Source organism: Porticoccaceae bacterium LTM1, from assembly GCA_030252795.1.
GTDB lineage: Bacteria > Pseudomonadota > Gammaproteobacteria > Pseudomonadales > Porticoccaceae > SCSIO-12696.
The window spans coordinates 2,423,769-2,450,270 of record CP127080.1 but is presented as its reverse complement, the minus strand read 5'-3'; the positions used below and the strand labels follow the sequence as shown (position 1 = coordinate 2,450,270).

Below are 26,502 nucleotides of genomic sequence, written 5' to 3'. Positions count from 1 at the left end.
AATATTGCCCGCTATTTTGCGCGCCCTCTATTTGTGCGCAAGAAAAGTCGACTTCTCGCTCTTAAATCGCTGTAAACAACTAAGGGGATAGCGTCATGAGTAATGACGGTGTCAATCACGGCAGACGCCGCTTTTTGACGGGTGCAAGCTGCGCAGTAGGCGCAGTGGGTGTGGGCTTCGCGGCCGTACCATTTGTTGGTTCCTGGAATCCCAGTGCCAAGGCCAAGGCGGCAGGCGCGCCGGTTAAGGCCAATATTTCTAAACTGGAACCAGGTCAGATGATGACTGTCGAGTGGCGCGGTAAACCAGTCTACGTGGTGCGTCGCACCCCGGAAGCGCTGGCTTCACTTGAGACGCTCAAGGATAAGGTTTCTGACCCTAACTCCCAAGCTTCCAAGCAACCGGATTACGTTGATCCGGTAAACAGGGCTATCAATGCGGAGTTCCTGGTATTGGTTGGCCTCTGTACTCACTTGGGCTGCGCCCCGATGTTTAAACCACAGGTTGGCGCTACCGACTTCGGTGAGTCTGATTGGCAAGGTGGCTTCTTCTGCCCCTGTCATGGCTCCAAGTACGATCTTGCGGGTCGCGTTTATAAAAATGTACCTGCGCCAACCAACCTGGAAGTGCCACCTTATCACTTTGAAAGTGATGGCATTCTGGTTGTCGGTGTTGATCAGGAGGCCGCGTAATGAGCAAGTTGACTCAGTTTGGTGAGTGGGTTGATTCCCGCATGCCAATGTTGAAGGTAGAGTGGAATAAGCACATGGCGCAGTACTATGCGCCAAAAAACTTCAACTTCTGGTACTTCTTTGGTGTTCTTTCCCTGCTTGTTCTGGTGAATCAGCTGGTCAGCGGTATCTGGCTGACCATGCACTACACCCCAAGTGCAGAAGAGGCATTCGCTTCTGTTGAATACATCATGCGCGATGTACCTTACGGCGACATCTTGCGTTATATGCACTCCACCGGTGCATCGATGTTCTTCGTGGTAGTTTACCTGCACATGTTCCGCGGCCTGCTGTACGGTTCCTATAAGGCGCCACGTGAGTTGGTGTGGATCTTCGGTATGGCGATCTACCTGGTACTGATGGCCGAGGCCTTCCTTGGCTACGTACTGCCCTGGGGGCAGATGTCTTACTGGGGTGCCCAGGTGATTGTGTCCCTGTTCGGCGCAATTCCGGGTGTCGGGGAAGACATCGTTCAGTGGATTCGCGGTGACTACCTGATCTCCGGCGCTACCCTGAACCGCTTCTTTGCTCTGCACGTAGTTGCGCTGCCGATCGTACTGCTCGGTCTGGTGGTGATGCACATCTTCGCTCTGCACGAAGTGGGTTCCAACAACCCGGACGGCGTGGAAATCAAGAAGAACAAGGATGCCAATGGCAAGCCGCTGGACGGCATTCCGTTCCATCCGTACTTCACTGTGCACGACATGGTTCCGGTGGTTGTGTTCCTGTTCGTGTTCAGTTTCATCATGTTCTTTATTCCAGAGGGTGGTGGTTACTTCCTGGAGCATGCCAACTTTGAAGAGGCTAACGGTCTGAAAACCCCGCCGCATATTGCGCCGGTTTGGTACTTCACTCCGTTCTACTCAATGCTGCGTGCGGTTCCTGACAAGCTGATGGGCTTTGTTACCATGGGTGCCGGTGTGGCAATCCTGTTTGTACTGCCCTGGCTCGACAAGAGCCCGGTAAAGTCGATTCGTTACAAAGGCATGTTCAGTCGTGTAGCGTTGCTGGTTCTTGCCGCTGCGTTTGTAATTCTGGGTGTGCTGGGTGTGAAGACCCCGACTCCGGAACGTAACCTGTTGGCGCAAATCTGTACGGTTATCTACTTTGCTTACTTCATCGGTATGCCGTTCTGGACTGCTCGTGAAAAATGCAAAACAGAGCCGGCTCGTGTCACCATGAACGGTGGTCTTGGGTTCTGGAAAACTCTGCTGGTCTGGATTGGTGTGGCGCTGCTGATTGTATTGCCACTGAAAGCTGTTGGGGCCGGTGGTGAAAAGCCCTGTGGTACCATTGACTGTGACCAGTTTGTAAACCCTGAGTTGATTGTGCTGGAAGACCAGGGAGTGGAGCTCAATAAAACTGATCGCGATCGCCTGCAGATGGAGTCCCGCCAGCGCGGTGTAAAGCTTTTTGCAAACTACTGCATGGGCTGTCACTCCACCAACTTTTCTCGTTACCAACGAGTGGCAGATGACCTGAAAATCCCTTACCACCTGGCGATGGAAAACCTGGTGTTTGGCGACCAGAAGATTGGTGACAAGATGGAAATCGCCATGGCTCCTCGTCAGGCCAAGCAGTGGTTTGGTGCTACACCGCCGGATTTGACTCTGGTATCTCGCGCTCGTGGCGCTGACTGGTTGTACACCTACTTACGCAACTTCTACAAAGACGAAAGCCGCCCGCTGGGTGTGAACAACAAGGTCTTTAAAGATGTTGGTATGCCGCACGTTTTGTTGGAGCTGCAAGGTCTTCAGGAGTGTGCGCCAGGGCCAACCTACGATCATCATGGCAACATGATTGTTGATCCCCATACTGGTCAGCCATTGCTGGAAGACCCTTGTGGCGATTACAAAATCGTTGAAGAGGGCAGCATGAGTCCTGCCGAGTTTGATCAGGCAGTATTTGACCTGGTGAACTTTCTGGAATATGTAGGTGAGCCGGGTGCCGAGAGGCGTAAGGAAATTGGTGTATATGTACTGTTTTTCCTTGCCTTCTTGTTTATCTGGGTATGGCTACTGAACCGTGAATACTGGAAAGATATTCACTGATTAGGGATATAAAAAGGCGGTACTTTCATGTGCCGCCTTAATTGTTATATAGATGAGGTGCCCCATGGGGGTTGTAGCTAAAAGATCTTCAATGACGTTTTTTTCCGATCCTGAATGCCACTACTGTCACCGTGTACGCATTGTGCTGGCTGAGAAAGGTGTCACTGTAGATGTTGAAAATGTTGACCCGAAAAATCCACCGGAAGAACTGGCTGAGGTAAATCCATACAACAGTGTTCCGACTTTGGTTGATCGCGACCTGGCACTCTATGAGTCCAAGGTAATGATGGAATACCTCGATGAGCGTTTTCCACATCCGCCGCTATTGCCGGTATACCCTGTCGCTCGTGCATTGAGCAGACAGTTTATGCAGCGCATTGAGAAAGACTGGTGCGAGAAAGTAGATCTGATCATGGCCAAGCCGGATCTTAAGTCTGCCGAAGCTGCACGCAAAGAGCTACGCGACGAGCTGATCTCCATTGCGCCGGTTTTTGCTGAAAATCCATTCTTCATGAACGAAGAGTTTTCCCTGGTAGATTGTTGTCTGGTACCTATCCTGTGGCGTTTGGATCGTCTGGGTATCAAGCTGCCCAACACTCGTCAGGTGAAACCATTGCAGGATTACATGCAGCGTATGTTTGCTCGCCCCTCAATGAAAGAAAGTCTTTCTGAGGCTGAGCGCGAGATGCGCGGTTAATGTTTTGTCCCGCCCGGTGTTCACCGGGCGAGCATTGACCATAATGGGTGATAAGCGCTACTGTTGGTAGCCAAGTTAGATGCCGCCCGTGCCTTTGAGGCCATTAATATGTCGATGAGTTCCAACCGTCCCTATCTGATTCGTGCTTTCTACGAGTGGATTCTGGACAATGACTGTACCCCGTATGTTGTGGTAGATGCTTATTACCAAGGCGTTGAAGTACCTCAGCAATTTGTCAATGATGGCCAGATTGTTCTGAATCTTGCCCCGCGCGCGGTTACTGGCTTACAGCTGGATAACACGGAAATTACGTTTAATACTCGTTTTGGTGGTGTTCCTACCGATATTTACTTGCCGGTAAAGGCTGTGCTTGGCATTTATGCTCGTGAAAACGGTCAAGGCATGGTATTTCAGCCGGAGCCCGGAGAAAAGGGCGAGAAAGAAAATTCAAAAGCCGCAGAGACCGAAAAGAAACCACTATCACCGGTTTCATCGGTAACCGAGGATGATGGAGATGACACCCCGCCAAGTGGTGGCTCATCACCTAATCGTCCGAGCCTCAGGGTAGTCAAATAGATAAACCAGGTGTGTGTATGGTCTTGTGTGTCAGTGATCAGGGAGACACTGCGGCTATACCAACGCACTTTTTGTATCAGATACGCTCCAAGAAAGGGCGTTAACGATAACCAATGCTAGATAAGAGGAAATTTCAATGAGTGACCCGGTAGTTATTGTGGGTATGGCTCGCACGCCAATGGGTGGATTTCAGGGTGATTTTTCTGCTGTGAAAGCAACGGAGCTTGGAGCTGCTGCTATTCGCGCTGCGGTGGAACGCGCTGGTCTGTCCGGTAATGACATCGACGAAGTGCTGATGGGTTGTGTTCTGCCAGCGGGCCTTGGGCAGGCACCTGCTCGGCAAGCGGCTATCGGAGCTGGTTTGCCAAACTCTGTACCATGCTCAACTGTAAATAAAGTCTGCGGCTCCGGTATGAAGACTGTCATGATGGGCGCCGCAGAGATTCAGCTGGGATCTGCCGATGTTGTGGTTGCCGGTGGTATGGAGAGCATGACCAATGCCCCTTACATGTTGCCGAATGCACGCAGTGGTTACCGCCTGGGTCATGGTTCCGTAGTTGACCATATGTTCTTTGATGGCCTGCAGGATGCCTACGAAGGCGGATTGATGGGCGCTTTTGGCGAAAATTGCGCTGACAAATATACCTTCACCCGCGAGCAGCAGGACGAATTTGCCATAGAGTCACTGCGTCGCGCCAATGCCGCAATTGAAGCTGGTCACTTCAAAGCCGAAATCACTCCGGTAACTGTCAAAAGCCGCAAGGGCGAAGTCGTCGTTGAAATCGATGAGCAGCCTGGCAAGGCTCGCCCGGACAAGATTCCAGCCCTCAAGCCCGCTTTCAAAAAAGATGGCACCATCACTCCTGCAAATGCCAGCTCCATCTCCGATGGCGCGGCGGCTTTGGTGATGATGCGTCAGAGTGAGGCTGAAAAACGCGGCCTGAAACCGATCGCCGTGATCAAGGGCAGCAGCCAGTATGCACAGGAGCCTGAGTGGTTCACGACTGCGCCGGTTGGTGCGATGCGCAATTTGCTGGATCAACTGAGTTGGTCGGTGGATGATGTGGATCTGTTCGAGATCAACGAAGCGTTTGCAGTGGTTACCATGGCAGCGATGACCGAGTTGAATATTCCCCATGACAAAGTGAATGTGCACGGTGGTGCGACAGCTCTGGGTCATCCGCTGGGTGCGTCCGGGGCGCGTATCATTGTCACGCTGCTGTCTGCCCTGCAGACCTACGGCAAGAAGCGTGGTGTTGCTTCCCTTTGTATTGGTGGTGGTGAAGCTACCGCAATTGCAGTGGAATTGGTCTAAGTTATATCAATTCCCTATAAAAAGGCGGCTCCTGGAGCCGCCTTTTTTGTCTCCGGCCGGTGTAGATGACCACTGCCTGCAAACCTGTGTTTACACTACTTAACACGTTTTTGGGTTCATCCTCTTGGCAGATTTAGTATCCTGTACGGCTAAATTTAGGTTGGAAAGGTACTATGAATCACTCATACAAACTGATTAATCGCAAATCACTGGCACTATCCTTGAGTCTGGTGATCGGGTCTGCCGTCAGTCTGAACGGTTGGGCGACCGATGCGGTTGATACCAAAACTGATAAAGCAGCAGAACAATCGGTAGAGCAGAGTAACCGCGCTCTTACCATACCGGATATGCTGGCCTGGAACAGTGCCAAGCAGGTCGCTATGTCTGATGACGGCAAATGGTTTGCCTATATCGCAGGGCCCGCCGAAGAGGGCAATGCCGAACTCACAATCAAGCAAATTGACGGTGACAAAGAGTACCGCTTTCCAAGCGGAAACACTGCAAACCGGGGCCGGATTAGCTTTTCGGAAGATGGCAAATGGCTTACGTTTGATATTGCGGCACCCTACCAACCAGCGGGACCACGCGGGCCACAAGGGGCTGGGCCGAAAGGCAAGCTGGGACTGGTAAGTCTTGAAGATGGCGAGTTGAAGGAATTTGAAGATGTTCAGGGCTACCAGTTTGCTGGTGAAAGAACGACTTGGTTGGCTATGCAAAAGGCACCGAGTGGTCAAGCACCCCGTGGCCGCGGTATGCAACCTGGTGCGGGCAATGGTGGTAAGCCTTCAGAAGAGCCGGCATCTGGTCGTGACCTGATCCTTCACAACCTGGACTCCGATGTGCAGATCAACATCGGCAATGTTTCTGAGTTTGCTTTTGATGAAGAGGGCGAAAACATCGCCTGGATTGTGGATTCGGAAGGACAGTCAGGCAATGGTGTTCAGATTCGCAACCTCAAAACTGATGTGGCACGTGTACTGGATAGTGGCGATGCCCGTTACAAGCAGTTGAGCTGGGCAAATGATAAAAACGCCTTGACCTTCCTGAAAGGGGAAAAGGATAAAGGCTATGAAGAGTTGCTCTACTCCGTGGTTGGCATTATTAAGCCCGGTGCCAAAACGCCCGAGAAAACCGTGTTCAACCCTCACGAAAACGCGGACTTTCCTAAAGACTACTCGATCAGTGCCAATACGCGGCCCTATTGGAATGAAGACCTGAATACCCTGGTATTTGGTATTGCAGAAGTCACCAAAGTGGAGATGCCAGCTGGCAAAAAGCCACCGATGCCTCAAGGTGAAGCTCCGGAGTCTGATGAAGAGCCGGGTTCGGAACAGGCAGCCAAGTCCATGTCTGAAGACAAAGAGCAGGACAAACCAGCTAAGCCAAAACCCAAAGTATCACCGGCCGAAAAACCGGGTCTGGTATTGTGGCACTGGAAAGACGATCGCCTGCAATCCGAGCAGCAAAAGCAGGCCGGGCGCGATAAAAACCGTACTTATCTCGCCAGTTACAGCATCAAGACAAAAACTTTTGTCCGTATTGCCGATGAGCAGGTTCCTTCTGTACAAACCACTTCCGAGCATAAGTGGGGTGTAGGTTTTGACGATTCCGCGTATAGCCTCCTGGCCAGCTTGCGAGGAAAAAACTACTTCGATATCTATCGGGTAAATCTCGCCACCGGCGAACGTATCAAAGCTCTCGAAAAAATTCGTTGGGGCAGCGCTCTTTCACCGAAAGGGCGTTACTACCTTTACTACCTGAATGGCCACTACCACACTCTGGAGTTGGCAACCGGTAAAGTGCGCAATATCACCAAGGGTGTGGATACCTCATTTATTAACGTTGAGGATGATCATAACCAGGTGGATCCCCCATATCAGGCAATCGGCTGGGCCAAAGGTGAAAAGTGGGTATTGCTGTCTGACGGATGGGACATTTGGAAAGTGAGTGCCACTGGTGGCAGGTCTGAGAACCTGACTCGCGATGGCAAACAGAAGCAAATTCGCTACAGCAACGTAACAACCTACGATGAGGATGCGAGGCAGGATGGTATTGATCTGTCTCGGGATCTTTACGTCTCCGCATATGGTGAGTGGACCAAGAAGTCTGGCTTTGGCCTTATCAAAAAAGGCGTAGAAATGCTCAAGTGGGGTGAAGCCAAGTATGCTATGCCGCGCAAGGCTAAAGACGCCAATGTATTTGTATACAGCAGCCAGACTCCAACAGAGTACCCGGATTTTTACTGGACTGATGCCAGCTTTAAAACGTCCGAGCGCCTCACCGATATCAACCCGGATCAGGATGAGTTTGCCTGGACTGCCGGTGCTCGCCTGATCGACTTTACCACTGATAAAGGGGTAAAACTGCAGGCGTCACTGACGCTCCCCGCTGACTACGAGCCAGGCAAAAAGTACCCGACCATTGTTTATATCTACGAGAAGCTTTCTCAAAATATGAACAGTTATGCCATGCCGTCAGTGAGAGGCTTTAACCTCTCTTACTACACCAGCAATGGCTATGCGGTACTGCAGCCGGACATCGTCTACGAGATCGACAACCCGGGTATGTCTGCGGTTTGGGCAGTATTGCCAGCACTTAAGGCGGCTATCGATACCGGTATTGTTGACGAAGATCGTGTGGGACTTCACGGCCACTCGTGGGGTGGTTACCAAAGCTCCTTCCTGGCGACCCAGACTAACGCCTTTAAGGCGATTGTTACCGGTGCGCCACTGACCAACATGATCAGTATGTATGGCATCAACTACTGGAACAGCGGTGTGGCAAACGGCGCTATTTTTGAAGATTTGCAGGGGCGTTTCAGCAGCCACTACCTGGATGTGCCGGAAGCCTACACCCGCAACTCGCCAGTACTGTTTGCCGATCAGGTTCAAACACCCATGGTAATTCTGCACAACGACAAGGATGGAGCCGTGGACTGGAACCAGGGGGTTGAGTACTACAACATCCTGCGCCGTCTCGGTAAAGAAGTGGTGATGCTGCAGTACGTTGGTGAAAACCATGGCGTGGTAAATGCGGCCAACCGCAAGGACTATACCGTTCGGATGAAAGAGTTTTTTGACCATCACCTGAAAGGTGAGCAAGCTCCGGATTGGTGGCAAGATGGAGTGCCTTACCTGGATATGGATGAGCATGTTGAGGAGCGCGTTGCCGACCTGAAGTTGCAGGCGATGGAGCTGAAGAAATCTCAGCAAATTGCTAAAAATGACGCCGCTGGGAAAGCGCCATCAGCTGAAGGAGAGCCCTCAGCTGAAGAAGAGCCCTCAGTAGATAAAGAGCAGGGCGTTCAATCCGAGGTGGCTGAGGATGAGCCAGAACAGGAAGTTGAAGCAGCCAAAGAGTAATTGCCAATAGAGTTACCCAGGCAGCTATAGCTCTAAAACGCCCTTGGTCACGCCAGGGGCGTTTTTTTATGCGCGTAACACCGGAAATGTTTGCGAAATATTATTAGTTATTATTGGTTTTTCCTTAATGAAAAAAACTGTCTGATAATTATTCAATGGAATAATTATTGTTCATGTGTTGGATAATTCCGCTTTTACAATACTAGTCATATCTCTGTTGGCCATGCCGAGAGCCAGAGGTTTGACTATGGTTATCTCTCCTTTTCGAGGTACGAATATGTCCAAGTTGAACGAACTGCGCGGTCTTATCCGTGAACACACCCACGCCGATGAAGCTGCCTGTGTTGAGCGTCTGCTGTCAGAGTCCGCTCTTGATCAAGCTCAGCGTGAGCACATTGTTGCCAAGGGGCGCGAGCTGGTACAAGGCTGTCGTGGTGATTCCGATAAAGCCGGTACGCTGGATGTGTTTATGCAGGAGTTCAGCTTGTCCAGTAAGGAAGGTGTAGCCCTGATGTGCTTGGCAGAGTCACTGTTGCGGGTGCCCGATGCCGAAACCGCCGATGACCTGATTGCCGAGAAAATCCTTTCGGGCAATTGGAAAGAGCGCGCTGGCAAATCCGGCTCGCTGTTTGTGAATGCCTCCACTTGGGGACTGATGCTGACTGGCCAGGTTGTTTCCCTGGAGTCTGAAATTACCGAAAACACCGACCATTGGCTGAAAAAGCTGGTAAACCGTGTCAGCGAGCCAGTGGTTCGCGCGGCGGTACGTCAGGCCATGAAAATCATGGGCCAGCAATACGTACTGGGTCGCGATATTCAGGAGGCGATCAAGCGCGGCCGCAAGGAAAATACTCCAGGCACTCGTTTCTCATTCGATATGCTGGGTGAGGGTGCTCGCACCATGAAGGATGCCGACCGTTACTTCCAGGCTTATATGCGTGCCATTCGTGAAATCGGTGCCCAGGAAACCCAAGATAACGTTATCGAAGCCAACGGTATCTCGGTTAAATTCTCCGCCCTGCACCCACGTTATCAGTACGTGCAAGAGAAACGCGTGTTTGACGAAATGGTGCCGCGTATTCGTGAGCTGGCGCTGGAAGCGAAAAAATTCGGTCTCGGTTTCAGTATCGACGCCGAAGAAGCGGATCGCCTCGACATCTCCCTCGATATCTTTGAAAGCCTGGCCCGCGATCCGGAATTGCTGGATTGGGACGGCCTTGGCTTCGTTTTGCAAGCCTACGGCAAACGCGCGCCTTTCGTAGCCCAATGGTTGGCCGAGCTGGCTCGTGATGCCGGTCGCAAACTGATGGTGCGTCTGGTGAAAGGTGCCTACTGGGATACCGAAATCAAGTTTGCCCAGGAAGAGGGGTACAAGGATTATCCTGTCTACACCCGTAAGGCCAATACTGACCTCAGTTATGAGGTCTGCGCCGCCAAACTGCTAGATGCCCAGGACGTAATCTACCCGCAGTTCGCGACCCACAATGCCCACTCGGCGGCACTGATTCTGGAACTGGCGAAAGGCAAAAACTTTGAATTCCAGCGCCTGCACGGCATGGGCGACTTGCTGCACATGCAGCTGGCCAAAGGTGAAAGCCACAGCGCGGTTCGCGTTTATGCGCCGGTGGGTGCCCACAAAGATCTGCTGCCTTACCTGGTACGCCGCCTGTTGGAAAACGGTGCCAACAGCTCGTTCGTAAACCGCTTTATGGATAACAAGTGTCCGGTTGAACAGGTGATTACCGATGTGCGTGGCGATGTGGAAGCGAAAGAAACACGCCGCCATAGTGCCATTCCGCTGCCGGTAGATCTGTTCCGTCACGCCGGTGAAATGCGCCCGGATACCCACGGTATCGACCTGGCCAACCAGAATGCAATTAAAAAGCTTCTCGATGTGGTTCAACCGTTGGCCAATGAGAGTTGGGAAACCGGTCCGATTATTGGCGGTGTGGAGAATGTCGCTGAAGGTCAGCCGGTAGTTCGCCCTACAGATACCAGTGTTGTGGTGGGTACCTGTCGTAAAGCTACCTCGGAAGAGGTGAGCAAGGCACTGGAGTTGGCTCACAACGCACAGCCTGCCTGGGATGCCTTGGGCGGTGAAGCTCGCGCCGAAATTCTGGAGCGTGCGGCAAATATCATGGAATCGCGCATGGAGCACCTGATGGGGGTGATCTCCTACGAGGCTGGTCGTACCCTTAACGACGGCATCGCCGAAGTGCGCGAAGCAGTAGACTTCCTGCGCTATTACGCTCTGCAGGCACGCAATCGCTTCTCCGGTGCAGAGACCGTAACCGGACCAATGGGTGAAGTGGCCGAGCACAGCTTGCACGGCCGTGGTGTGTTCTTCTGCATCAGCCCGTGGAACTTCCCGCTGGCGATTTTCATTGGTCAGGTATCTGCAGCGCTGGCATCCGGTAACTCGGTAATTGCCAAACCTGCTGACACCACTCCGATCATTGCGTCTGAAGGTATCAAGATTCTGCACGAAGCCGGTGTGCCTGGCGATGTACTTAACTTTGTGCCTGGTCGCGGCAGTGTATTGGGGCCAATCCTTAATACTGACTCACGGGTTAAGGGTGTTGCCTTTACCGGTTCTACCGAGGTGGCGCTGGGGATCCAGAAGACGCTGGTGGAGCGCGGTGGTGAAGTGCCTGCGTTTATCGCCGAAACCGGCGGCCAGAACTGCATGATTGTCGACTCCTCTTCACTTCCGGAGCAGGTAGTGGACGATGCAATTCGCTCGGCGTTTCTCAGTGCCGGTCAGCGCTGCTCTGCGTTGCGAGTGATGTTTGTACAGGACGAGATTGCCGGCAGCGTGATCGAAATGCTCAAAGGCGCCATGAAAGAGCTGACCATTGGAAACCCATGGGAGCTGTCAACCGACGTTGGCCCGGTGATCGATGCCAGCGCCCAGATGGGCCTGCTGCAGCATGTCGAGAACATGAAGAAAGAAGCGCAACTGCATTACGCTTGCGAACTTCCAGAGGCGGCTGAAAAGGGCACCTTTGTGGCCCCACATTTGTTTGAACTGCGTTCAATCAACCAGCTGCCGGGTGAAGTATTCGGTCCGGTACTGCATGTGATTCGCTTTAACAAAGCCAACTTCAAACAGGTAATTGCCGACATCAATGGCACAGGTTTTGGTTTGACCCTTGGTGTTCACAGCCGTATCGAAGGCTTTGCCGATGACGTTGTGAAAATGACCCGTGTGGGTAACAACTACATTAACCGCAACATGGTTGGTGCCGTTGTGGGCGTCAACCCGTTCGGTGGTCAGGGACTCTCTGGTACGGGCCCCAAAGCCGGTGGCCCTAACTACATGACCCGTTTTGCGGTTGAGAAAATTACCGAGATCAAACCAGCGCTGCCTGAAAAGCAGGTACAGTCCAGTGGTGACAAGCTGCCAGTGGCCAATGCCATTATCGGCGGTGAAGAGGTTGCCCAGGTAGGTGTTGAACAGATTGCTACCGCCGTTGATATGGCCAGCAAGAAGCAGCTCAAGTGGGACTTGGCTAAAGGGAATATTCGCGCCATGTTGCTGGAAAAAGCGGCTGAGCTGATTGAAGAGCGCATGCCGGACCAGCAGGCTTCTGCATCCGTTTGCCGCTACTACGCTCAGCAGGCGCGTGAGAAATTCCAGAACCCGATCATTCTGCCGGGACCGACTGGTGAAACTAACGAACTGAGCTTGCAGGGTCGCGGCGTATTCTACTGCGCTGTTGCCAATGGTACGAGTGTTTCCAACTTTGTTCAGCAGGTGGCTGCAGCTCTGGCAGCGGGTAATGCGGTTATCGCCAAACCAGCCGATGACAACGCTCTGCTTGCAGCGGAAATGATTAAGGCCATGCTGGATGCCGGTATTCCGACTGAGCTGGTGCACTTTGTACCGGGCAAGCTGGTTGGCAAAATGATGACTGCCGACTTCCGCACCGCCGGTATCGCCTGGAGCGGTCCGGTAGAGAATGCCCTGCAAATGCAGCTGGATATGGTAGATCGCGGCGGCGCCATTGCACCAATGGTGGTGGAGGCCGGGGGCCCGAACTATCTGGTGCGCTTTGCAGTGGAAAAAACCAAAACCGTGAACATTGTGGCGACCGGTGGTAATGCTCTGCTGCTGAACCTTGGTGAAGGCGAAGCGGCTTAACCTCCTTCACTCTCAGCACTGTCATCCTGAGCGAAGTGAAGGATCTCTTGTCTGATTAAGTAAGAGATCCTTCGTTGCACTCAGGATGACAACTATCTAGCTTGTTTTTAGAGTTCATCCCCGCGAAAGCGGGGATCCATTCAAATTAAGGATTCCTGCTAATCTGATGTTGGCAAATAAAAATGGCGCGGATTTCCGCGCCATTTTTATTACTCATCAATACTCGGCGTTTCGCCTTTCTTTTTCCAAAAAGTCATCTTGTCCGTCATGGCCTTGCTGGTTTCTTTCACCCTGTTCCCCATATCCGTTACCGCTCCGGTTACACCGCGAGTCGATGCCCTGACAATCGCACTGGAGACATTGCCCGATCCTCGGGCGACTATCGAACCCAGCATGGCAAGGGCGCGAACGGTAGCGGATTTGCGCATGGTAGCGCGCTCAGGGCGGGTATAAGCGCGGCAGTATTGCTGAGCGATAATGCCAACTCGCAAACTTAAAAAAGCATTTGCTGCGCCGCTGGCGACGGAACTTACCAGAAGCGTACTGGCCACCTGAAGCCCCGGAACCGCACCAGCGGCTGAACCTAGCACGCTGCTCAATACCGGCTGGACCTGCTCCGATAGATCAGCCTCATCCAGTTCGCGGGCAATAAAGGCTGTAGCGGCTACATTGGCATAAAGCTGGGCTAGTTCACGCAATGAAGGGCGCTGGTGATAGATCCGGGCAATATCCAAAACCAACCTTGATTGCACAGCCAGCACAATCAATGCGTCCAGGGAGCCGTTCTGGGAAATGGCGGTAGACAGGAAAACCTTACCCGCCGTTGCCCTGGTCGCATCCAGTGCCTGCTCATCCAGTTTCGTCAGTGCGAACTCAATCTGGTCGCGATTATTCAGCGGCAAGCCAATTGACCGGGGGTTGCGTGCCAATCGTTTGCGCAACTGGTTCAAGTGCTTTTCAAACTGAGGGTCTTCCTCAGAGACGGGTGGCTTCAGCGCAGGTGGCAGCGAAAAATAGATCCAAAGTGGTGTAATCAGGCAGGCCGCGTAAATTGCCAATAGCCCCCAAAACACAACCAATCCCAAGGTTGGACTCACTCGCTCAGCAAATTCCGCCAATTGCAGAGTCTGGTTGATCACCACCACAATTAAAGCCGTTGCTAAAAAGACGGTGATTAAGGTGAGCAACTTTTTCAGTGGGCTTTTCATGGTTGTGATTTTCCCAATTATTGGAAGGTATGGAGCATAGAGTAACCCAGATCTCAAAATTATTGCCCAGGTTTTACAGATGGCTAACAGAACTTTCTAGCTTATGAAAATTACAATCAGAATACTACCTGCCCGGATTTTCAGCCAGGTGCATATCTCTCAGGCACAGTAGTCTGGAGCTATTACCTGATCTCAGGAAGATCCAATTCTTAGGCATGCAACTTGCTGGGGTAAAGCCATGACAACCTCCAGCATATTCTAGCCCCCGAATCTCAGATGTCATAAAGGGGCTGTTCTGAATATAGCTGGCTGTGTACGATATCGGACACTCTGTGTGCGAATCCGTACACTTTGCTGGCCAAAGTAAGAGTGGGAAGACTATGAGTCACGGATATCGGGAAAATAAGAACGCAACAGAAAATCTTTCAATACTGGTCGTTGACGATGACCGGGATATTCTAGCAGCGGCAAGGTTGTTGCTTCGGTCTCACTTCAAGCAGGTAGTAACAATTGATGATCCGAGCCGGATTGCCCATAACTTGACTGAGGGTGAATTTGGCTTGGTGCTGCTGGATATGAACTTTCACTCGGCGGTGAATGATGGTTCTGAAGGGTTTCATTGGCTTCAGCAAATTCTTTTGCAGCAGCCAGATACCGTGATAGTGATGATGACCGCTTTCGGGGATGTCGATACAGCAGTCAAGGCGATCAAACTAGGTGCTACCGATTTTGTATTAAAGCCTTGGCATAACGAAAAGGTATTGGCGACTTTGGGTACTGCTGCGCAGCTGTATATGTCACGGCAGAAAGTGGAGCAACTGAAAGCGGTCAATACAGCGACATCTATTGATGGTGGTAATGAAAGCAGCTTGCTCGGGGAATCTTCGACATTTACAGAAGTGCTAAAAGTGGTGCAGCGTGTCGCGCCAACGGATGCCAATGTGTTGATAACCGGTGAGAATGGAACGGGTAAAGAAATGATTGCTCGAGAGATTCATCGCCTCTCGAGACGCAGTGATGAAGTCTTTGTAAGCATTGACCTGGGGGCAGTTCCCGAAAACCTGTTTGAGAGTGAATTGTTTGGCCATAAAAAGGGGGCTTTTACCGGCGCTGATAAAGATCGTGTTGGACGTCTTCAGGCGGCTAATGGTGGAACCCTTTTTCTGGACGAGATCGGTAACTTGCCTCTGCATTTACAAAGCAAGCTATTAACTGCTCTTGAGCAACGCAAGGTAATGCCTGTTGGTGGCAACCAATACATCAAGATTGATGTGAGGTTGCTGTCTGCGACCAATATGCCCATGGAAGAAATCCATAACGAAGTCAAATTCCGGCAGGATCTATTGTTTCGTATCAATACAGTAGAGTTGCGATTACCACCTCTTCGCGAGAGAAAAGAGGATATATCAGTGCTGGCTAATCATTTTCTGGAGTATTTTAAACGTAAATATCATAAGCCAGAAATGGAGCTTTCAGCTGCAGCTATGAGTCAATTACAGCGCAATCCATGGCGGGGAAATGTGCGGGAGTTGAGGCATGCTATTGAGAGGGCGATTATTTTAAATGAAGGGGATGTGATCGACGCACAGGCCTTTTCGATTATGCCAATTGCGGAGAAACAAGCCGAGACTCCGGTTACCAGTTGTAATTTGGAAGAAGTGGAGTGCTCTGTCATAAAAGCTGCCCTGAAAAATCGTCAGGGCAATATCAGCAAGGCGGCAAAAGATCTTGGTATTACCCGGGCATCGCTCTATAGAAGGATGGAAAAGTATGAGCTTTGACCATTTCCGACTCAAGGTAATCAGCCGAGTAGCTCTATTGCTTGTTAGTTGTTTTATCACTACTTATTTTTTTTGGATGCAGCCAAAAATGATCTTTTTAGCTGTGGTTGCTGCCGGCTTTGTAGTAGTCCAGGTATGGAAGCTGATTTACTACGTCGAAAAGACCAATCGGGAGTTGGAGCGTTTCTTTCAGTCGATTAAATACGATGATTTCTCGCAGAGTTTTCACTTTTTAAAATTAGGAAAAAGCTTTGCCAGTTTGGGTCAATCTCTAGAAGAAGTGATGGATCTGTTTCGGCGAACCCGACTATCCCGTGAGGAGATGGCACAGTTTTCGCAAACGATCATTCAGCAGGTTCCCGTTGCCGTTGTGGTGTATGAATCTAATGGAGACGTTGTGCTGGCCAATAATAAAGCCCGTCAGTTATTAGGAGTTAGTGGTTTAAGGCAACTCAATTCACTGTCGAAAATTTCACACGAACTTGCTGATTTTATTGTCAATGCGAGATCCGGTGGCAGGAAGGTTATTCAGGTGAATCTTGGTAATGAAACCCTCCATTTGATGGTCTCTGTTAGTCGCTTTATCGCAGGTAAAAGCGTTCAAAAAATTGTTAGCCTGCAAAATATTCGTACTGAGTTGGACCGTCAGGAGGTGCAAGCCTGGCAGGATTTGGCACGGGTTCTGTCCCACGAAATTATGAACTCCATAACACCTATCACCTCATTGAGTCACAGTGCCAGTGGGATGTTACGCTCTCTGGCAGATGGTGAAGTCGAGCCGGACGCGGAGTTGATGGAAGAAATGGCTTCGGCGGTGGAAACTGTTGCTCGTAGAAGTGATGGTTTGCTTGAATTTGTTGAGCGTTATCGGGATGTAGCTCGGCTTCCGGAACCTTCGTTGAATGCAGTAAATTTAGGTGTTTTATTAGAGCAGGTTGTTCATTTGATGCGGCCAGACTTCAGCGAGCACAGCATTCAATTGGAGTTAATTGTCGATGATCTTCCAGATGTTCAGATTGATGAGCAAATGATTAACCAGGCATTAATTAATCTTCTACTCAATGCCAAAGATGCGGTTCTGGGGATTGATGGCGCTCTCATTGTGATTAAGGCAGCTCGTGGATCTTTGGATGAGGTAAAAATAACAGTTAGAGACAATGGCCGAGGAATCGCCGAGTCAGACGCAATGAAAGTATGGATTCCCTTTTTCACCACCAAGAATAAAGGCAGTGGTGTGGGGTTGAGTCTGGTCAGACAGATTGTGCTTGCACACGGTGGAACAGTATCTATTAATTCCAATGAAGGCGCAGGAACTGCCGTAATTATAAGTTTGGTGTGTGGTTCTTGATTGAGAGCGGCAAGGTTTCAGTCATGCCTGTGATGCCGAAGCCGAAGCCGAAGCCGAAGCCGAAGATAGCTTGGTGATTACAGTTTGTTTCAGGTTCGAGAGCGCTATGAGCACTTACGGCTCTATTGCTCTTGGTTTTCAATGACCGAGGTAGAAGTTCCAGAAGAAATCCCTTCAGATCGCTACTCAAATAGCAGTTGATAAGCCTTGGAAATATGGCTGGTTTTGAGCAGCGATCTCTGTGTGTCAGTTCTTGGGTTACTCCTTGTTAAGCGCCAGTATCGGGTTGGCACGTGAAGCTTGGAGTGTATGTGACAAGATGAAAATCACCGAGAGCGAAAGCAAGATTGCTGGTACAACTACCAGGCTAAACAGCCAGATGGGTGGGATTTCTTTAAAGTAGTTAGCCAATAAATTGCCAGCGATAAAGCTTAGAGGACTCGCAATGGCCAGTGCGACTACCAGTGGTTTGCAGGAGTCAATGATCAGTAGCCAGCTCAGTTGGCCATTGGAGGCGCCAAGTGTTTTACGAATGCCAATCTCTTTGGTTCGACGCTCAATGGTGAATAATGACAGGCCGTAGATTCCCATCAGGGAAATGGTAATTGCGAGAATTGCAAAACTGCCAATTTTCCAAATCAGGTTAGACATTCTTTGAAAAGATTTATCATGCTCTTCCTTTTCCTTTCTGAAGGAAGCAAGCAAATTTCCAGTGAATGAGTTCACTAAAGGCTGGAGCTGTTTTGTGAGTTCTGTAAAAGTTAAGTTGTGGTACTTGATACTTAACACATGGTTTGGCTTGTGGAAGAGTAAGAAATGAGGGATTCTGCTACTGATAATGGGTAAATCATTTGTTATGAACTCAGGGTAAGCATCAGCAATACCAATGATCTCAAAGGTAGTCTTGTTATCAGAAAGAGTAATTTCCTGATTAATCAGAGACTCCAGATTTTTACTATCTGTGCTATAACCCAATAGCTCAAGGCCGGCAAGGGTTATAATAACCGGTATATGCTTGCCTGAGTAATCATAAAGTGGCAACTGCTTGAAAATGTTGCTTATGTCTTCCACAAAATGGTGCTTATGAGGTGAGAAGTGTTCGCCAGCTATTAGTCCTATCCCAAAATGACTGTCATAGCCGGTTGATACTCCACTAATTACCAACCTATCATGAATGATTTTCTGGTCAAATTTGGCGTTTTCCAGTGATAAGCTGGGGGGAAATATTTCCTGGATTGGGTTGGTGACAGACGTAATAAAAGGCAGCTTGGAGATCTCTTGTTGCAAAGAGGTGGTTTCTGTTGTGCCGGGATAAAGGGTGGCGATGTTGTCTAACTCTATGCCATTGTTAATCTGTTTAAATATATTCACTTGAAACTGAACAATCAGGCACAGTGTTAATAAAATGGTGGCAGAGATAAACTGAATGCACACCAGAAGCTTTCGAAGCATACCTTTGCCTGCTCCAGAAAGTCTTCTAGAGAGTGACTCAATAGGCTTTAATCGCGATATCTGGATGCCAGGGTAGGTACCTGCCAAGAGGGTCACCGAAACTATGATAATGGCATAGGCAATCAGTGTGTCTATCCGTAAGAGGTGTTCAAGAGGGATCTGTTCGCCAATTAGATGTTCAACCCAGGTAGCCCCCAGTATCAGAATTGTTATTGATAGGATTGAGCTGATTAATACCAGCGTCAGGGTTTCCACAAAAAACTGTCTAAGCAGGTGGCTTTGGCGTGCGCCAAAAGAGCGTCGTATACCAACTTCCAGTTGTCGCTGTGATAAGCGAGCGGTTGTCAGATTGATAAAGTTGATACAGGAGGCAAATAGGACAATAAAGCATAAGGCGGCCGCTGCAAGAGTATAGGTTAGTTGCGCTTTTCCTTTGATGTTGGCAGTGGAAAACAGTTTTCGGTAGGGTGTAATGATGGGTTCAAGAGTTACTCTTTGATCCTTGATATGGTGTATATTCGCTTCGGGCAGCTTGTAGAGACTGAGCTGGTGTCGAATCTGGCTTAAGTGCTGCCGGTCAATGAGTTTCAGAAAGGCACGTTCAGGGGAAAATATTTGTTCTGTACTTTTTTGTACAGAATCCTTGCTGGTAATCAGATGGCAATTTGTGAGAAAGTTGTCGGTTGGGTAATCCTGATAAACACCGTTGATAACAACGGATGACTGTTTGTTTAGCTGTAATACTTTACCGACTGGCGACTGGTCGCCATAGAGCTTTTTGGCTGAGCTCTCCGAAATAACTGCATGTCCAGGGGCTTCGAGTACACCTTCCTTCTTTCCTTGAATCATATTGATAGGAAATATATTGAAAAAGTTGGTTTCAGCCGTATAAGCATTCAGGTTGATGGTGGCCTCGTTTTGTTGAATAGAAAAAGGTGTTACTTCGACAGAGGCAGCATCTGACAGCTCTGGAATATTGGCGGTGAGTAGAGAGAGGTGCGTTTTATGGATAGGCTGCGGTACCCAACCGCGGTCTATAAGTTGTTCTGTTTGTAATTCATAAATGTAGTCTGCACCTTCAAGGCTCCGGTTCGTACTGCCCATCTTCAAAATCAACGCAGCCAGTACCATACAGCTGGCGATACCCAGTGACAGTCCGAAAATATTTATAAATGAGTAAGCCGGATGACGGCTTAGGTTGCGAAGTGAGGTAATCAGGTAGCTTTTGAACATCTGAGTGTCCTCCTCTGTATTTTTTTGGGGTAGACGTACCCAATCCACTATGAGGTAGATGGGCGCTTTATATAGGTTTTATGCTGTTGCGGTTTGAGTCAGTATGGTGTGAAGGCGTCCGAATGTCCTGAAGATAAGATATTGCCCGCCAGTGTTGGTGAAAAATTACTGGCGGGCAATGCCATTATCAGGCCAGTGCGGTCTGCTTCTGGTCTTCTGACTCACTTAAAATCTGACCATCAAGCATACGAACAATCCGGTGTGCGTATTGTGCGTGTTCTTCCGAGTGGGTCACCATCAGTACGGTGGTGCCGTTGTTGTTTAGTTCAGTGATCATGTTCATCACCTCCTGGCCGTGTTTGCTGTCCAGGTTACCGGTCGGTTCATCGGCGAGGATCAGCTTGGGCTTGCCAACCAGTGCCCGGGCGATGGCAACGCGCTGCTGTTGACCACCTGACAATTGCTGCGGAAAGTGCTTGGCGCGGTGGGCGATGTTCATTTTTTCCAGCACTTCGGTAACGCGCTGTTTGCGCTCTTTGGCGGGAACGCCCTGATAGAGCAGGGCCAGGTCTACGTTTTCGGCAACGGTCAGCTCATCAATCAGGTTGAAGCTCTGGAAGATAAACCCGAGGTTGTTTTTGCGAAGATTGGCGCGCTGGTTTTCATTGTAGTGGGCGATCTCTTCACCATTGAAGACATAGCTGCCATCGTCGGGGGTGTCGAGCATGCCGACAATGTTAAGCAGTGTGGACTTACCACAACCTGAAGGGCCCATTACGGCGACAAACTCGCCTTCCTTGATTGTCAGGTTGATACCATTGAGGGCGGAGGTTTCCACTTCGTCGGTGGTAAAGCGTTTTACCAGATTAGTCAGCTTTAACATGGGTCATTCCTTTGTGGTATTAGTCGTTATGGATTCAATTTGAGAGGCTGCAGCTTCAAAGGTGCGCTGAGTGGCAATAATTTCTGCATCTTCACTCAGCCAGCTATCAATCTCATAAATGTCAGCTGGCGTTAATTTGCCGGCATCCTGTTTTAGCCTGAGCAGCTGTTCGATGTACTGGAAGCGAGTATCGCTGTTACTTTTTTCACTTTGCATCAGGTTGGTTTGCTGTTGTAACAGGTCCACCATGCTCTTACTGCCATGCTCGTACTCGATCAATGTTTTTTCGTAAGCCAGTTGTGACTGTTCCAGCTGCATTTCCTGTAATTCAAGCCGTTTCTGCTGGCTGAGGATGCTGAGGAAATTACTGCGTATATCAAACTCGGTTTGGCGACGTGACTTGATGAAGTTTTCCTGGGCAATCTGCTCGCGTTCGGCGTTTTCCTTACGCTGTATCCAGCTGAGGCCATTGTCTCCGAACAGGGGAATATTCAGATTGACTGTAAGAGATTCACCTCCTCTCCTAAGGTTGCGTTGAGAAGGGCTGGTGATTTGTTGTTCGATTAATACCACGTCGCCATTTTCATCAGTAACTGGGATTTTCTCAATGCTGGAGGTGCCCGGAGTGCTATTGTAACTTTGTCCGCCCCAGCTCATATTGACTCTAGGTAAGTAAAATAGCTTATCTGCTTGTCGAGTATTTCTGGCCTTTTCCCGCGTAATTGCATCCAGCTTTAAATTGTAATTGCTGCTCATGGCTTCATTGATCCAACTTTCCGGATCAGAGGGTGAAGGCGCGGGGCTGGGGATTTTTTCTTCAAACCCTTCCAGCTCATAGTGAGCTTTACCCGTCAGTAAACTGAGCGCTTCAAATGCCTGATCAAAGGCAACCTGTGCGTCTTGAGTGGAGATTTGTTTGCTGTAAAAGTCGGCTTTGGCACTATGGAGGTCAGTAATGGTATTCAGGCCCTGGTCCAGTTGGGTCTGTGCCAATTCCAGATTGATCCTGCTTAATTCCTGGCTTTTCTGGGCTATCCTTAATTGATCATACGCCTTTAGTACAGAAAAGTACTTATTGGTAACGCTGATAATTAAATTCTGCTGAGCTTGGGCAAATCGATATTTTGCCTCATCGTCATTCATCAAGCTGTTTTGAAAAGTGAACCAGTCGTTGATGCCAAGATTGAAGGTGAGTCTGCCAATACTGGCTGATTTACTCTCTGTTTCTTTTCCTTCGTTGGTAACCCAATCATCATCCCCTCTTTTACTTCGAAAGGTTGCTCCAGTTCCTTCAGAATATGAGCCGGAAGGGTCAATATTCAATTTCGGCAAAAAATTTGCCCAGGCTTTGTAGTTGCTGCGTTGACCAATTTTATATTCCACTACGGCTTGCTGGTAAGTCGGGTCATTAGCCAGAGCCAGCTCATAGATGTCAGCCAGTGATTCGCCATGGCTGTTGGCACTGATTGCAAGGGCGGTGGCGATACTGAGTAGTTTAATTTTCATGTTCGTATTCCCTTACCATCAGTTCGTCAGAATAATTTCGTCGAAGTCTTCAAGTCCTGCATAACTTGAAATAATGACCTGTTCACCTTCTCTCAGTCCCCCCTGAACCTCGATGGAGTCATTGTTTTTTCGTCCCAGGCGAATATCCCTTTTGATGGCGATATCTCCGTTTTCATTAAGTACAAAGGCCCAGTTACCACCGGTATCGTTGATGAAGCTGCCATTGGCCAGCAATAGTGATTGGTTTGCCGCGCCCAGTTCCAGTTGTAATTGCAAGCTCAAACCACGACGTAACTGATTGACCACTTCTTCCGATTCAGGCAGTTCCAGATTGATTTCAAAGCGCCCGCTTTTAATTTGTGGGTAAACCTTGTTCACTGTGGCCGTGAGCTCTTTGTTGCCCAACTCAAAAATTGCTGTTTGACCGGTTTTCACCCTGTTCAGGTAATATTCGTCAACATCAGCAACCACAATGAACTTACTGACATCATCAATTCGGCCCAGCACGCCATTTCCTTTTTGTTCACCCAGCTCGATTTCCATTTCAACTATTTGCCCGCTAATCGGGGCGCGAGTTACCAGGTTGTCCATACTGGCTTCGACAATTTCCAGGTGTTTCTGAGCTCGTTCATCACTTTCGTTGAGCTGTTTGATTTTTTGTGGAAAAGCCTTTTCTTCTCTTGTCAGGTCATCAGAGAGGCGCTTGTGTTGCTCGATATCATGCTTCAGCTCAAATTCAAGGTTTTCAATCTGGTCTTTGCTGATCAGCTGCTTTTCCAGAAGGGCCTGTTTGCGGCTCAGCTCTCTCTGCCTGGTTTCGATTCGATATGCGGTATCGTTCAGCTGTGTTCTGAGATCGCGCAGTGATTTTTCCAACTGCAGCCTGGTTTCACTACTGCGGTTGATTTGTTCGGAAATGGTTCCTGCTTTATCCAACACCCCTAATTCAAAGTTGGGGTCGTGGAATTTCACCAGTGGGTCATTGGCTTTAACAAAATCGCCGACTTCGGAGTAGATTTCGTCGACGGTACCACCTTGAGAAATATTGATTGGCATGGATCGATAGGGCTCTACTGTGCCGCGCAGGGCAATATAGTCCCGAAATTCACCTTTCTGAACGGTGGCAATTGCGGCGTAGTCGCGCTCCATGCGGTATGTGCTTTTGCCGCTGACACTGGCCGTCGCCCAAATCAGCCATCCCAGACCGCCGGCAGCTACCGACAGCAATATAATTCTTTTGGCTGTCCAGCGTTTCTTTTTGATGGCGCGATCCATTCCCATTCTCTTTCTCCTGTATTAATGCTGTGCCAGGGTTGGTTTAACTTTTGGTTTAACTTTTGCTTTTTTATAAGCACATGTCGTGCCAATTAAAAAATCCTTTTAGAACAGCAGGTTATATTTCTGGTGCCGTTCTTCAATTGTTCAGACTGTACGTTTTCGAACATTCCTGTCCATATTAAATACCCCCAAGTGAGGATGTACCCTACTCTCTGTTATTACATCTTCACTGATATGCACTTACTCATACCTCAATGCGACAACAGGATCTATTAGTGCCGCTTTCAATGTGTGGCTGCTTACAGTCAGTAGTGAGATTGCCATCATCATAAAGGGGACAACCCCAAAGGTAATAAATTCCAGCGGAATTCGTGCGGCAATGTGCTGAATAATCTGATTGGCGCCCAAATAGGCTACGGGAGCGGCAAACGCCAGAGCTATCAGTACCGGTTTACTGAAATCCCAAAGCAATAACAGGGTAACCTTTGGTATGGAAGAGCCAAGTACTTTGCGAATTCCGATTTCCCGTGTGCGGCGTTCAACGACAAAGCTGGACATCGCATAAAGACCTAATATGGCAATTACAATTGCAATAACAGCAAATAAACCGACGCTGTAAAGCGCTCTTTCCATAGTGGTGAATAGACCGTCCAGCAGCTGTTTCGGATACATGATCCGGTTTGCCTGATTGGGTAAAACCTTCTCAATAACACTTTGAATGTGTTCCTTGCCAGTGGCCCATTGGCCGTCCCGAATTCTAACGCTCATCATCCCCAGGGGACTTTCGGATAATACTATGTAGTCTGCAGTCAGGGGGATTTGAGAGTCCTCCAATACTTTGGGGAATGCGTTGGCGACACCAAGAATTTCAAGTTCAATACCGCTTGGCTCACCTTGATCATTTTGCATGACCAGCTTTTTGCCAATTAACTCTTTGCTGTTACCAAGACCAAGTTTATCCATACCGCTAAGCGTCAATATGACACCGCCACTGGTTTGAGGGGCTCCCCCCCACGGTGGAACTGTTACCGCATATGATTTATCCCGACTTGAAAACGATTTGCCAGACAGCATGTCAACCTGGTAATGGTCAAAAAACTGATAATCGGCGACCACCATGTTAAGGGCAACCGGGTCGCGATCTTCAAATTGATATTCCGTTTGAGCCCCAAATGACAACGCAGGAGTGGATACTGAGTGAATGGCTTGGTTTGCCAGAAGTTCCTTGGTCAAAATGTCCCGCTTGTTATTACTTTCCTCCTGATTTCGTCCGCGGCCCCAGCTCTGGGCTGGTACGATAGAAATGTTATCCAGCTCAAAGCCCAGGTCCAGGTTTTTCAGGTGATTGACCTGATAGTAGAGCGTGATACAAGTTGTGGCGAGTAATATCGAAAACCCGAATTGTACAATGGTCAGGATTTTTCGAAGTCGGTTTTTATTATTGGAGGAGCCACCTGAAGACAGTGCTGCTGCAGGTTTTACACGAGAAAGTACCATGGATGGATAGAAGCCTGCCAAAATTGTTGTAAAGGCAATCAAACCCACTAACCCTGCAAAAAATTCCAGGCTGGCATAAGAGGTATTGGACAGATCTATTTGTACAAGAGCCTCAAACCATGGCAGGCTGGCAAGAGACAGAAAAAATGCAACGATAACCGCTAAAAAGGTAAGGACAAAAGTTTCACAGATAAACTGTACAAAAATATTATTGCGGCCTGCCCCGAGTACCTTGCGCAAACCAATTTCACGATTTCGCTGAGTGAAGCGGGCTGTTGTAAGGTTGATAAAGTTCACACAGGAAATCACCAGAACGGCAAGTGCAAGGCCTCCAGCTATATATATGAAGTACCAATTTTGAAAAAGATCTCCAGATCCGGTTTGCCCTCGCCGAATTGACCGCTCACTGATATTTACATTTTGTAAATGAGAGTTGCGTACTTTGATGGCGCTGAGAGTTTGCTTCATATTGGCAAAATCTCTGCGGCGTGGAGACTGCTCTGCATTCCGATCAGCCTCTTCTCTCACCTGTTCAGGGGTGGCGTTGGCCAGTCGTCGATTCATGTCATCAAGAGAGATTTCCTGCCTCATTTTTACATAAGTTGTCAGAGAGCTTCGGTTCCAGAATTGATTGGCATTTCTTGGTTCGGGCTTTCCAGAAAGTGCAGCGAGTATGCCTATATCGTTGCTCTTCAGGTGGCTGTTTTCGGGAATGTCCTCAATAACGCCTGTAACTGTGAGTAAACCGTCTGATACAGGAAGCTGTTTTCCAAGAGCGGGCTGTTTTCCAAAATATTTTTGAGCCTTACTGCGAGTCAGGATGACAGAGTTGGGCTTGTCCAAAGCGCCGACAGGAGAGCCTTCTAAAAATCGTAGATTAAAAATATTAAAGAATGTGTTGTCGGTGTAGTGGAGTGTTTCTTCAAACTCCAGCTCCCGTTGGATAGTTATATTTCCCCGTGACAAACTGGTGATCAGCTCGAGTCCTGGAAGGGCATTTTTAATTTGTTCGTACTTCTCTTTATCGATAGTTGAGCTGGTTCGCTCGTTTCCGTTGCCAAACTCTATGGTAGTTTGAAGAATATAAACTCTGTCAATATCTTGAAATTGCTTATCAAAGCTCAACTGATAGGTGATAAATATCAATAGTGTTACACAGCAAGCGAGTCCAAGCGACAACCCGAAAATATTGATGGCATTATTCAGTGGGTGCTTGATCAGGTTGCGGAATGCAGTCAAAAAATAACTCTGAAACATGGCTTTAGGGCTCGATGTATGTGTGCTGGTTGAAAAGCGTGCTGTTAATTTTTTTCTTTGTGAGAAAAAATCCTGAGAGGATTCTCTGTTGGAGAGGGTGCGAGCAGTTTGCACTTAGATGTTGCGAACAGCTACTGGTGTCCGGTTGAATCAAAAGATGTAATGACTGTCCATGTGGTAATC

At 49.1% G+C, this 26,502-nt stretch carries 15 protein-coding genes; 9 read left to right on the top strand and 6 right to left on the bottom strand.

Annotated elements, in window-relative coordinates; translation table 11 throughout:
* Positions 1 to 95 precede the first annotated feature (95 nt).
* The 7 genes from petA to putA all read left to right on the top strand — a co-directional run bounded on the left by petA (position 96) and on the right by putA (position 12,876).
* Complete coding sequence (gene petA, locus QP938_10645) at positions 96 to 692, top strand: ubiquinol-cytochrome c reductase iron-sulfur subunit (protein ID WIO73747.1); 597 nt, start codon at positions 96 to 98, stop codon at positions 690 to 692.
* Positions 692 to 2,782, top strand: a complete 2,091-nt coding sequence (locus QP938_10640; GenBank protein ID WIO73746.1) for a ubiquinol-cytochrome c reductase — start codon at positions 692 to 694, stop codon at positions 2,780 to 2,782. The genes petA and QP938_10640 overlap by 1 nt, the downstream gene beginning before the upstream one ends.
* A gap of 64 nt (positions 2,783 to 2,846) precedes the next feature.
* Positions 2,847 to 3,479 (top strand): glutathione S-transferase N-terminal domain-containing protein, encoded by a 633-nt coding sequence (locus QP938_10635; protein ID WIO73745.1) that lies wholly within the window; start codon positions 2,847 to 2,849, stop codon positions 3,477 to 3,479.
* 108 nt (positions 3,480 to 3,587) lie between these two features.
* Positions 3,588 to 4,055, top strand: a complete 468-nt coding sequence (locus tag QP938_10630; protein ID WIO75657.1) for a ClpXP protease specificity-enhancing factor — start codon at positions 3,588 to 3,590, stop codon at positions 4,053 to 4,055.
* Positions 4,056 to 4,191: 136 nt separating this feature from the next.
* The gene (locus QP938_10625; GenBank protein ID WIO73744.1) at positions 4,192 to 5,370 is read left to right on the top strand and encodes an acetyl-CoA C-acyltransferase; all 1,179 of its coding nucleotides are present in this window, start codon (positions 4,192 to 4,194) and stop codon (positions 5,368 to 5,370) included.
* A 173-nt stretch (positions 5,371 to 5,543) separates the two neighbouring features.
* Positions 5,544 to 8,732: a prolyl oligopeptidase family serine peptidase gene (locus QP938_10620; protein ID WIO73743.1), complete on the top strand. Its 3,189-nt coding sequence runs from the start codon at positions 5,544 to 5,546 to the stop codon at positions 8,730 to 8,732.
* A 277-nt stretch (positions 8,733 to 9,009) separates the two neighbouring features.
* Positions 9,010 to 12,876, top strand: a complete 3,867-nt coding sequence (putA, locus tag QP938_10615; protein WIO73742.1) for a bifunctional proline dehydrogenase/L-glutamate gamma-semialdehyde dehydrogenase PutA — start codon at positions 9,010 to 9,012, stop codon at positions 12,874 to 12,876.
* A gap of 209 nt (positions 12,877 to 13,085) precedes the next feature.
* Here putA and QP938_10610 read toward each other — a convergent pair whose 3' ends face one another.
* Entirely contained in the window at positions 13,086 to 14,084 is a 999-nt protein-coding gene (locus QP938_10610; GenBank protein WIO73741.1) for a DUF697 domain-containing protein, read from the bottom strand.
* A 380-nt stretch (positions 14,085 to 14,464) separates the two neighbouring features.
* Here QP938_10610 and QP938_10605 point away from each other — a divergent pair, with 380 nt between their 5' ends.
* Together QP938_10605 and QP938_10600 are read left to right on the top strand one after the other, a co-directional pair.
* On the top strand, positions 14,465 to 15,865 hold the full coding sequence (locus tag QP938_10605) for a sigma-54 dependent transcriptional regulator (GenBank protein ID WIO73740.1): 1,401 nt from the start codon (positions 14,465 to 14,467) through the stop codon (positions 15,863 to 15,865).
* Positions 15,855 to 17,213 (top strand): ATP-binding protein, encoded by a 1,359-nt coding sequence (locus QP938_10600; protein WIO73739.1) that lies wholly within the window; start codon positions 15,855 to 15,857, stop codon positions 17,211 to 17,213. Before QP938_10605 ends, QP938_10600 begins: the two co-directional genes overlap by 11 nt.
* Before the next feature lie 258 nt (positions 17,214 to 17,471).
* On the opposite strand, the gene QP938_10595 is transcribed toward QP938_10600, so the two are convergent.
* The 5 genes from QP938_10595 to QP938_10575 form a co-directional block, all read right to left on the bottom strand.
* Positions 17,472 to 19,898, bottom strand: coding sequence for an ABC transporter permease (locus tag QP938_10595; protein WIO73738.1), 2,427 nt, complete (start codon positions 19,896 to 19,898; stop codon positions 17,472 to 17,474).
* Positions 19,899 to 20,085: 187 nt separating this feature from the next.
* Positions 20,086 to 20,781, bottom strand: a complete 696-nt coding sequence (locus tag QP938_10590) for an ABC transporter ATP-binding protein (protein ID WIO73737.1) — start codon at positions 20,779 to 20,781, stop codon at positions 20,086 to 20,088.
* 3 nt (positions 20,782 to 20,784) lie between these two features.
* Positions 20,785 to 22,287 (bottom strand): TolC family protein, encoded by a 1,503-nt coding sequence (locus QP938_10585; GenBank protein WIO73736.1) that lies wholly within the window; start codon positions 22,285 to 22,287, stop codon positions 20,785 to 20,787.
* Positions 22,288 to 22,305: 18 nt separating this feature from the next.
* Positions 22,306 to 23,568 carry an efflux RND transporter periplasmic adaptor subunit gene (locus QP938_10580; protein ID WIO73735.1) on the bottom strand — a complete coding sequence of 421 codons (1,263 nt, stop codon included), beginning with the start codon at positions 23,566 to 23,568 and terminating at the stop codon, positions 22,306 to 22,308.
* Between the two features lie 237 nt (positions 23,569 to 23,805).
* A complete protein-coding gene (locus QP938_10575; protein WIO73734.1) occupies positions 23,806 to 26,319 on the bottom strand; it encodes an ABC transporter permease in 2,514 nt (837 codons plus the stop codon).
* Positions 26,320 to 26,502 lie beyond the last annotated feature (183 nt).

Excerpts from the sequence above, each read along its gene's own strand:
- petA (WIO73747.1), top strand. The coding sequence starts at position 96 with ATGAGTAATGACGGTGTCAATCACGGCAGACGCCGCTTTTTGACGGGT.
- QP938_10640 (WIO73746.1), top strand. The coding sequence starts at position 692 with ATGAGCAAGTTGACTCAGTTTGGTGAGTGGGTTGATTCCCGCATGCCA.
- QP938_10635 (WIO73745.1), top strand. The coding sequence starts at position 2,847 with ATGGGGGTTGTAGCTAAAAGATCTTCAATGACGTTTTTTTCCGATCCT.
- QP938_10630 (WIO75657.1), top strand. The coding sequence starts at position 3,588 with ATGTCGATGAGTTCCAACCGTCCCTATCTGATTCGTGCTTTCTACGAG.
- QP938_10625 (WIO73744.1), top strand. The coding sequence starts at position 4,192 with ATGAGTGACCCGGTAGTTATTGTGGGTATGGCTCGCACGCCAATGGGT.
- QP938_10620 (WIO73743.1), top strand. The coding sequence starts at position 5,544 with ATGAATCACTCATACAAACTGATTAATCGCAAATCACTGGCACTATCC.
- putA (WIO73742.1), top strand. The coding sequence starts at position 9,010 with ATGTCCAAGTTGAACGAACTGCGCGGTCTTATCCGTGAACACACCCAC.
- QP938_10610 (WIO73741.1), bottom strand. The coding sequence starts at position 14,084 with ATGAAAAGCCCACTGAAAAAGTTGCTCACCTTAATCACCGTCTTTTTA.
- QP938_10605 (WIO73740.1), top strand. The coding sequence starts at position 14,465 with ATGAGTCACGGATATCGGGAAAATAAGAACGCAACAGAAAATCTTTCA.
- QP938_10600 (WIO73739.1), top strand. The coding sequence starts at position 15,855 with ATGAGCTTTGACCATTTCCGACTCAAGGTAATCAGCCGAGTAGCTCTA.
- QP938_10595 (WIO73738.1), bottom strand. The coding sequence starts at position 19,898 with ATGTTCAAAAGCTACCTGATTACCTCACTTCGCAACCTAAGCCGTCAT.
- QP938_10590 (WIO73737.1), bottom strand. The coding sequence starts at position 20,781 with ATGTTAAAGCTGACTAATCTGGTAAAACGCTTTACCACCGACGAAGTG.
- QP938_10585 (WIO73736.1), bottom strand. The coding sequence starts at position 22,287 with ATGAAAATTAAACTACTCAGTATCGCCACCGCCCTTGCAATCAGTGCC.
- QP938_10580 (WIO73735.1), bottom strand. The coding sequence starts at position 23,568 with ATGGGAATGGATCGCGCCATCAAAAAGAAACGCTGGACAGCCAAAAGA.
- QP938_10575 (WIO73734.1), bottom strand. The coding sequence starts at position 26,319 with ATGTTTCAGAGTTATTTTTTGACTGCATTCCGCAACCTGATCAAGCAC.